General features: G+C 44.6%; 7 protein-coding genes. 4 read left to right on the top strand and 3 right to left on the bottom strand.

From position 1 onward, the window contains the following. Positions 1 to 147 precede the first annotated feature (147 nt). Positions 148 to 885 carry a CoA pyrophosphatase gene (locus VLN09_RS11630; protein WP_325246696.1) on the bottom strand — a complete coding sequence of 246 codons (738 nt, stop codon included), beginning with the start codon at positions 883 to 885 and terminating at the stop codon, positions 148 to 150. 42 nt (positions 886 to 927) lie between these two features. Between VLN09_RS11630 and VLN09_RS11625 the strand changes: the two genes are divergently transcribed. From VLN09_RS11625 to VLN09_RS11615, 3 genes are all read left to right on the top strand, one after another. Continuing rightward, a complete protein-coding gene (locus VLN09_RS11625; protein ID WP_325246694.1) occupies positions 928 to 1,140 on the top strand; it encodes a hypothetical protein in 213 nt (70 codons plus the stop codon). Between the two features lie 326 nt (positions 1,141 to 1,466). Next, entirely contained in the window at positions 1,467 to 2,030 is a 564-nt protein-coding gene (locus VLN09_RS11620; protein WP_325246692.1) for an NUDIX hydrolase, read from the top strand. A gap of 131 nt (positions 2,031 to 2,161) precedes the next feature. Beyond that, positions 2,162 to 3,481, top strand: coding sequence for a serine hydrolase (locus tag VLN09_RS11615; RefSeq protein WP_325246690.1), 1,320 nt, complete (start codon positions 2,162 to 2,164; stop codon positions 3,479 to 3,481). A 119-nt stretch (positions 3,482 to 3,600) separates the two neighbouring features. Here VLN09_RS11615 and VLN09_RS11610 read toward each other — a convergent pair whose 3' ends face one another. Beyond that, entirely contained in the window at positions 3,601 to 6,675 is a 3,075-nt protein-coding gene (locus VLN09_RS11610) for an insulinase family protein (RefSeq protein WP_325246688.1), read from the bottom strand. A 433-nt stretch (positions 6,676 to 7,108) separates the two neighbouring features. Here VLN09_RS11610 and VLN09_RS11605 point away from each other — a divergent pair, with 433 nt between their 5' ends. Then, positions 7,109 to 7,576, top strand: a complete 468-nt coding sequence (locus VLN09_RS11605; RefSeq protein ID WP_325246686.1) for a universal stress protein — start codon at positions 7,109 to 7,111, stop codon at positions 7,574 to 7,576. Positions 7,577 to 7,712: 136 nt separating this feature from the next. On the opposite strand, the gene VLN09_RS11600 is transcribed toward VLN09_RS11605, so the two are convergent. Beyond that, positions 7,713 to 7,979: LysR substrate-binding domain-containing protein (locus tag VLN09_RS11600; RefSeq protein WP_325246684.1), on the bottom strand; the 267-nt coding region annotated here is incomplete at its 5' end.

The following is a 7,979-nucleotide window of genomic DNA, read 5'->3' as shown; positions in this document are numbered from 1 at the left end:
TTTTTCTTGCTTGCTGTGCCTACGCAGACAGAGGCTGCAAAAAATTTATACCAGCAGTACCGTAGCGTTTTTAAGGTATTTTAACTATATGATAATCATCTTACAAAAGATGTGTTTTATCGTGGTTCTTATTCGCTTTTACCATCTCTACAGCCGTGTATCTTGTATACGGTAATACCAATCAAGCTGCCGATCAAAGCCCGTTTCCAATAAACTGGCAATGACTCGTCCCGTCAGACCCCATACTGTCTCACCATCCACTTGCCAACTTGGCGTGAGAAGCGTCGCTGTCTGATCTTGTAACGTATATTCGATAGAATATTCGACGGTCGGCTGAGTCAATAACGTCTCAAAATCTGCCCAAAAGATACGCGATATCTCTCCAAGCTCCGGCACTAACAGCAGATCTGGCGCAATAAGCGCCACAATAGGACGCACACTCATGCCGCTTTTGGAAGTTTGGATGGGCAGCTGACCAAGTAGCTGAACTTTATCGGGCGGTAGCGCAGTTTCTTCGCAAGCTTCACGCAAAGCAGTGACAACGTTATTACCGTCACCTACTTCATACTTACCACCCGCACAGGATACTTCTCCGGCATGACTGTTCATATGGGCAGAGCGGCGGGTAAGTAGCAGTTTAGGGTGGCGCTCATGAGTGATAGCCACCAAGATGGAAGCATCCGCAATAGGCGTTTGATAGAGGCTATTTAAAATATGGGCGCTACGCGAGCTATCATAAGTGCCTTGGCGTGCCGGACTGGCAATGGCTTTTAACGTTTCCTGCTGCACCCGTTCAGCCAGTTTCCTGATGGTGGGATAACGAATAAAATTCGGTACAGCAACCGTCAATTTATCAAAATGTGCAGACTGTGAGGGGTTTAGCATTATAATTGCCCTGTATTTTTATCAGTATTAGACATCAAAGCATTGCATAGTCACAGCAAGCAGATTGGCGACGAACGTAAGACAAATACCGCCTTTTATCATTGTACGACTGTGCTTGATCCTCATGGATCAATGGTGTCACTTGCTTGGGCTGGCGGAACATTTGCCACTGCTGTATTAGCATTACTGGGAATCGGGGTAGCGCTGACTTATAATAACATTGGTCGTGGCAGACACTATCCGCGCTATTGGTAAGCGTGCCGATAAAAACTTTATCCTTGTTCAATGACTTTAGCCTAGCGCAATCTGGCTATCACTGCATACCTTTTATGTGACTGACATGCTTTATCTATCCTATCAGCACACAAGGGAATCAACAGTGATTCAATTCACACAATACGCTGTTATTATCATTGCCAGTATGATGAGGATTTGTGTTATCTTAATATAAAAGGCAATTGTTAAATAATAATCTGATATTCGATAGCCCTACTATCTCATACAACAACAATTATAAATCTTAAAGTTATACGTCTTAAAGCAATTTCATCCCTCTCATTTCATTATATAAGGCAGTCGATATGCGCTATTGTCTCCAATGCGGTCATGAAGCAGAACGTAAAATACCAGCAACAGATAATATGCCGCGTTTGGTGTGCCCAAACTGCCATTATATTCATTATGAAAATCCCAAAATTATTTGTGGCTCATTGGTCGTTCATAAGCATCGGGTGCTGCTCTGTCGCCGCGCGATTGAGCCACAGTATGGCTTATGGACGCTACCTGCAGGATTTATGGAAAACGGCGAAACTATGGCCGAAGGTGCGGCGCGTGAAAGCTTTGAAGAGGCTGACGCGGTCGTAATCAATCCGCATTTATATTGCCTGTATGACATTCCTGATATTGGTCAAATCTATAGCATTTATATCACCGAACTAAAGGACGGCGCTTATGGTATCGGCTCTGAAAGTCTTGATTGTGCGTTATTTACCGAAGAAGACATCCCCTGGGATAAACTTGCCTTTGAAGCAGTACGCCGTACCCTAAAAAGCTATTTTGCAGACCGTCAACACTATGACAGTTATGATCAATTTCCGATTCATCAAGAGATCATTGGCAAAGACCAAGCTATTAAACGCTATTAATACCGCAGTTGGCTAAAAATCCGACTTACAAAAGCAAGTAGTGAAAACCGTTGATAAGAATTAAACTCAAATCTTATCAACGGTTTTTTATTGCCTAAAGTTAACCGCTTAATCCAACTTGTGAGGATATCATGCTGACACTGCAACGCTCCTTTGCTCTATTACCGCTAACTTTAGCCCTAGGGCTGGCGAGTGTAAGCGGTCATGCTGAAAACACCCCTTTAACCGCTAAGGAATCAGACCCGCAAACGCTTGGCTGGATGCAAGGTTTCCCGCCTCCAAAAGACAAACTCATCACTCAACCACAGTCTGACTTTTTTAGTTTTCCAAAACTGCGTTGGACAGTCTGTCATATCCGTGAGCTGATGCCCACCACCGAAGTCAGTCGTGGTATCGGTGCACCATCCAAACTTGACTATGCACTCGATAAAAACATTGATGCCATTACCTTTACCCCAACCAATAGCAAGCGCCCTATGACATGGCGTCAGTCACTTGATGCCAACTATACAGATGGTATTATGATCATGCATCATGGCAAGGTCGTCTATGAGCGCCAAAACGGTTGCCTAAACGAGTTGGGTAATCACGCCGCAATGTCAATGACCAAGTCGATGACGGGACTGCTAGGAGAAATCCTCGTCACCGAAGGCAAGCTTGATGATAAGGCATTGGTTGCCTCTATCATTCCTGAATTAAAAGATAGCGGCTTTGGCGATGCCACCGTACGTCAGGTCATGGATATGACCACGGCGCTCGACTATAGCGAAGACTACGCTGATCCTGACGCAGATATTTGGAAGTACTCAGAAGCAGCAAGCCCATTACCAAAACCTAAAGGCTATAGCGGACCCAACGGCTATTTTGAATATCTGCAAACGGTACCAAAAAAAGGCGAACATGGGGTAGAATTTAACTATCGAACCATCAATAGTGATGCATTAGGCTGGATTATCTCACGCACGACTGGCAAAGCGGTCAATGAGCTACTCTCTGAGCGTATTTGGCAAAAAATTGGTGCCGAACAAAGTGCCTATATGACTGTCGATGCTAAAGGCACGCCGTTTGCTGGTGGCGGTATCAGTGCAGGTTTGCATGATATGGCACGTATTGGTAGCTTGATGCTCAATAAAGGCGAGATTAATGGTGAACGCTTATTCCCAACAGCGGTAGTTAATAATATCGAAGCTGGTGGTGATAAAGGCGCTTTTGCAAAAGCGGGCTACAAGCAGCTCAATAATGGCAGCTACAAAAGTATGTGGTGGCTATTTAATAACCCCACACCCATTTATGCAGCACGTGGCGTCCATGGTCAAACGGTCTATGTTGATCCAGCAGCAGATATGGTCATTGTTCGCTTTTCCTCCTACCCTGAAGCCAGTAATGGCAAAATCGACCCAACTTCGCTACCTGCCTACAAAGCAGTCGCTAATTATTTAATTAAAAAGTAAATATTTAGCATAGATTTAACAATCAAGTTAACATCCATATGCTAAATTCATACCAAAAATAAAACCGCCGCTTTCATTTTAGTGAAAGCGGCGGTTTTTTATATAGCAACTAAACGCTACTAGCTTTTAATTTTACAAACCTTAAAGCCCAACTCTTTTACCGCCGCTTCTTTGTCATACGGCGCGAGTACTGCACGTACATGGTCTTGACCTTGCAGATATTGCTTAGCAACGCGCTGTAAATCAGCGGCCGTCACTGCCAATATTGCCGCACGCATTTTACGCTGCCAATCTACACCGCGATGATGCAAGTCAGCAAAACAGGCTTTAATCGCCTCGCCTGCCGGAGAGCCAGGTTTATCCATACCAGAGATAATTCCTAAAATGGCTTCTTCTAATTGCTCATCCGTTTGTGGCTCATTTAACAACCATTCGATACTGGCATCAAAATGTGCAAAAGTTTCAGCACACTGCGGATCGCGATAGCTAAAGAACTTAAAGGCACAAGCATTAGCATCGTAACCTGCGCCGCCGCCATAAGCACCGCCGCGCTCACGAATAGCGCTATGCAGATAGCCATTACGTAGGTAAGGCGCTAATACCATCAGTGCTGCCGTGTCAGGATGATCAGCCGTAGGAACGGTATAAGCGCTGGCGTTATGATAGACGTTGGTCGGCACCAACCATGCCAAATCTTCAACGACCACTTCTTCTATTACAGCCGTATTTTCGCCACTCAATGCAGCATTTAGCTGTAACTCGGTAAACTCACTTGGAATATTAGCTTCGATATCTATCGCAGAATTGCTTATTTTTTCAGCAGTTTTTGGCGCTTGGCTGTCTTTCCAGCTATCGACAATTAAGCTGCTTAAGCGTTCAGTTTGCTCCGCTTCGCAAATAATAACCGCATGCTTAGGCAGACTAATTAAACGTTGATGTAAGTCCATCAAACTCGTTGCCAATTGATCCCACTGCGCGTCATCAGTACTCGCATGCGTTAGGAAATCTTTTAACGCGTTTAATGCAGGTAGACCACTGCGTACATACTCTAGCTGCGCTTGACGACTCATACCACGACTGGCAGTTTGCATCGCATATGAATGCCCTGAACCTGCAAGGTTTGATTGCCAGCCTGCTTGACGCTGCTGCAAGATTTCTTTGATACGATCATGCTCGCTAAAGACGCTGTGCTCCATGACTTCTTTGAGCAAATCAATCGCTTCAGGCTTACGATTCAGTGCGCGCGTTGCCACGACAAAGTAGCTGCTAATCGCTTGGTTATCATCGAGATTGGTACGCTGACTGACACGTGCCGTCACGCCAGATGAATGCGCCGCTTGCTTGGCTTGCATCTCATGGGTGCTTAGCGAATCCGTACCTAGCTCTGACAATAAGCTCAAATAAATTGGCAATAATGGATGATTGATCACCTCATTGACTGGCAGCTCTTCATTGCCATTATTAACGAGATTCTGACCAATATCATCGGTCAACGGTACGATGACTTGATAATAATATAAGCCATTGGTGCCCGCTTCATATTCAAACAACGTGCTTTCTTTACCGCTTAGATTAATCTGCTTTTGCGTGCCTTGCTTAAAGCTGATATCGGTCGGTACGTCTTCTAGACCAACTTTTGGTAATAAGCTTAAATCATCAGGCGCTGCTTGACGCGCTGCCAAATCCAATGCTTGCTGCTTGAGGATCTGTTTATCATCAGCAGTCAAATCCATCTCGATGGTATCAAGACGCGTCTGCTCAGCTGCCGCAAGACGAGCTGTTTTTTCGCTATCTGGCGTCATTGTGATACGCACACGATGCTGATTGTCTAACAAGTGCTGCTTGATTAGATTTGGTAGCCACTGCTTATCTTTTACTTGCTCACGTAACCATTGTAGATGCTCATCAACTTCCCATACATCAATAGGGTTGCCATCATGAATCGCCGTGCTAAAGCCTTCTAGCATTAAATTAAGCCCATAAGGCATGCTATCACCGCCGATATGACGTTGATCAATCTCAATCTGATGCAATATAGTTTCAATAGTCTCATCAGCAATCGGCTGGTTGGCAACCTCAGCAAGCAAATCCATAATACCTTGCTCTACCGCCTCGGCATGTTCAGGCTCAGAGCCGCGCAGACCGGTATAAAAGACCATTTCATAATGACTGTCATCAAGTCCTAATAGCGGACTGGGTGCTTTGCCTAATGGATGGCTATCCAAATAAGCACGTAGCGGCGAGCCGGCATGCTCAATCAGCACACCTTCGAGCAAACGTAATGCCAGACGCTGCTCGGGGTCGATAATCGATGGTAATAACCAAGCAATCACATGATGGGTCTGGTTAGGACCAGCTTCGTCAGCGGTATAAGTATCCGTGGCGCTAATAGGGGCAGACAGGCGCTGCTCTGGACGCGAAACGTGCTTTTTACCTGCTTCAAACTCAATCAAGGCATCGTCATGAATTTTTGCCTGGGTTTCAGCGACCGGAATATTACCAAAGCTCATAATGACGCTGTTCGACGGATGATAATGGCTATGATGAAACGCGACCAGCTCAGGATGAGTTAAGTCGGGAATGTCAGCAGGATCGCCACCAGAATTATAATGATAGGTAGTCGTCGGAAATAAATGATGGGCTACCGCATGATACAGCTGGTCAACCTCGTCACTCATTGCCCCTTTCATCTCATTAAAGACAATACCTTTAAACTGCGGCTTATCGTCAGCGTCTAATTCAACCCGAATACCTTCTTGTGCAAAATCGAGAGGATGAATGTTAGGAAAAAATGAGGCATCAAGATAAACCGCTAATAAGTTGAAGTAGTCTTTTTTATTTTGCGTGGCATACGGATACGCCGTCCAATCGGCAGCGGTCATCGCATTCATAAAAGTATTCAACGAGCGTTTAATCATTGAAAAGAACGGATCACGCACCGGAAATTTCGCAGAGCCACATAAGGCGACATGCTCTAAAATATGTGCCTCGCCTTTTGAGTCCATCGGCTGCGTACGAAAGCCAACCAAAAAGGCATTTTCGTCACTTGGATGTGCCAAATGATAATGCATTGCGCCAGTTTTGACATGCTGACTGATCAGCACATCCATCGATAACGCCTCAATATGGCGATGCTCAAGCAGCTCAAACGCTGGGTGCAAAGTTAAGTCAGCGGTAAATGGCATGTCAGTCATAATTGTCCTTACAGATTGCCCTGCATATCAGGGTAAATAGAGTGGTAAAAATTATCGTTATAAAAAATATAATCCTAAGAATTTTATAGCAATTGCTTGTCGTTAATAGTTTAGGAGTGGCTTATATTGAATAGTTTCATTTTTAATAATAGTAGATAAGCAACCATTAAAAAGAATGGTTCTAACTGTCATAGATGGGGCTAGCGCGTTGATAAGTCAAGGCAGCACAGCAATAAAGACCACCGCTAATAAAGAGAATAAGAGGCTACTAGCATTAATATACGTTAATGGATATACCAAGCAGCCGCGCTGATTGTCCATAAATATGACCAACAAGATTAAGGCATTGGCCGCTTATTGTATACAGATTATATACTTAACAGCTGCCCTCAGTAATGTTACTATAAAATCTCTCTGCTACGAGGAGTACCCCATGAGCTATAAACATATCTTACTGGTTACCGACTTACTCTCTGATGCTGATGTGGTCGCCCAGAAGGCCAAACGCATCGTCGAAAACCGTCCTGAATCTAAGCTATCGGTATTGCATATTGTTAAAGATAGTATGGTTGGCTTTGGCTATGAGTTGGTGCCGGCATCTAGCTTGTATGATGAGATTGATGATGAACGCTGTCAAGAAGCACGGATTAAGCTGGCACAGTTCCTCAAGCGCAACCAGCTGAATGCGGTAAATTCTGAAGTGACCACTGCCATTTCTAGTAGTGAAGGCATCGTCAACTACTGCCATAAGCATAATGTTGATCTGCTGGTCATCGGACGCCATGAGCGCCACGGTATCTCAGCATGGTTAAGTGGCGCCACAGCGGACAATATCTTGCCCAACGTGCCGTGTGATAGCTTAGTCGTTAAGCTCGACAAGCCAGTATCAAAACGCGGTTAATATTACAGTTGTATAAAATATAATTTAGTACCAATATAAAACATAACTTAGTACCTAGTAGTTTGGCTATTAATATTAAAAAAGCGCGCTGTAGACATCTGTCTATGGCGCACTTTTTTTTATTAAAATTTTATGCTCAACTGTCCTGAATGATATTAATAAACGTCTGCCAAATCGGGCTTTGATGGCGGGCTTTATGCCAAACCAGCCACCATGTCCGTGCCAAGTCAATCCCTGCAACTTGTACTTGTACCAGCTTCCCTGTTGCAAGCTCGCCTTCAATGACGTGCTGTGACAGGCAACCTAGCCCAATATCTGCACTCACCATATGCTTGATAGCCTCCGACTGCTGAATGGCCATAATCACCTCGGCATCGGGCAGATACTTGAGCAATTGCTCATC

Origin of the sequence: Psychrobacter sp., from assembly GCF_035469765.1 — a bacterium.
Taxonomy (GTDB): Bacteria; Pseudomonadota; Gammaproteobacteria; order Pseudomonadales; family Moraxellaceae; genus Psychrobacter.
The sequence above is the reverse complement of the archived record's forward strand: the minus strand, read 5'-3'. Positions and strand labels throughout refer to the sequence as shown.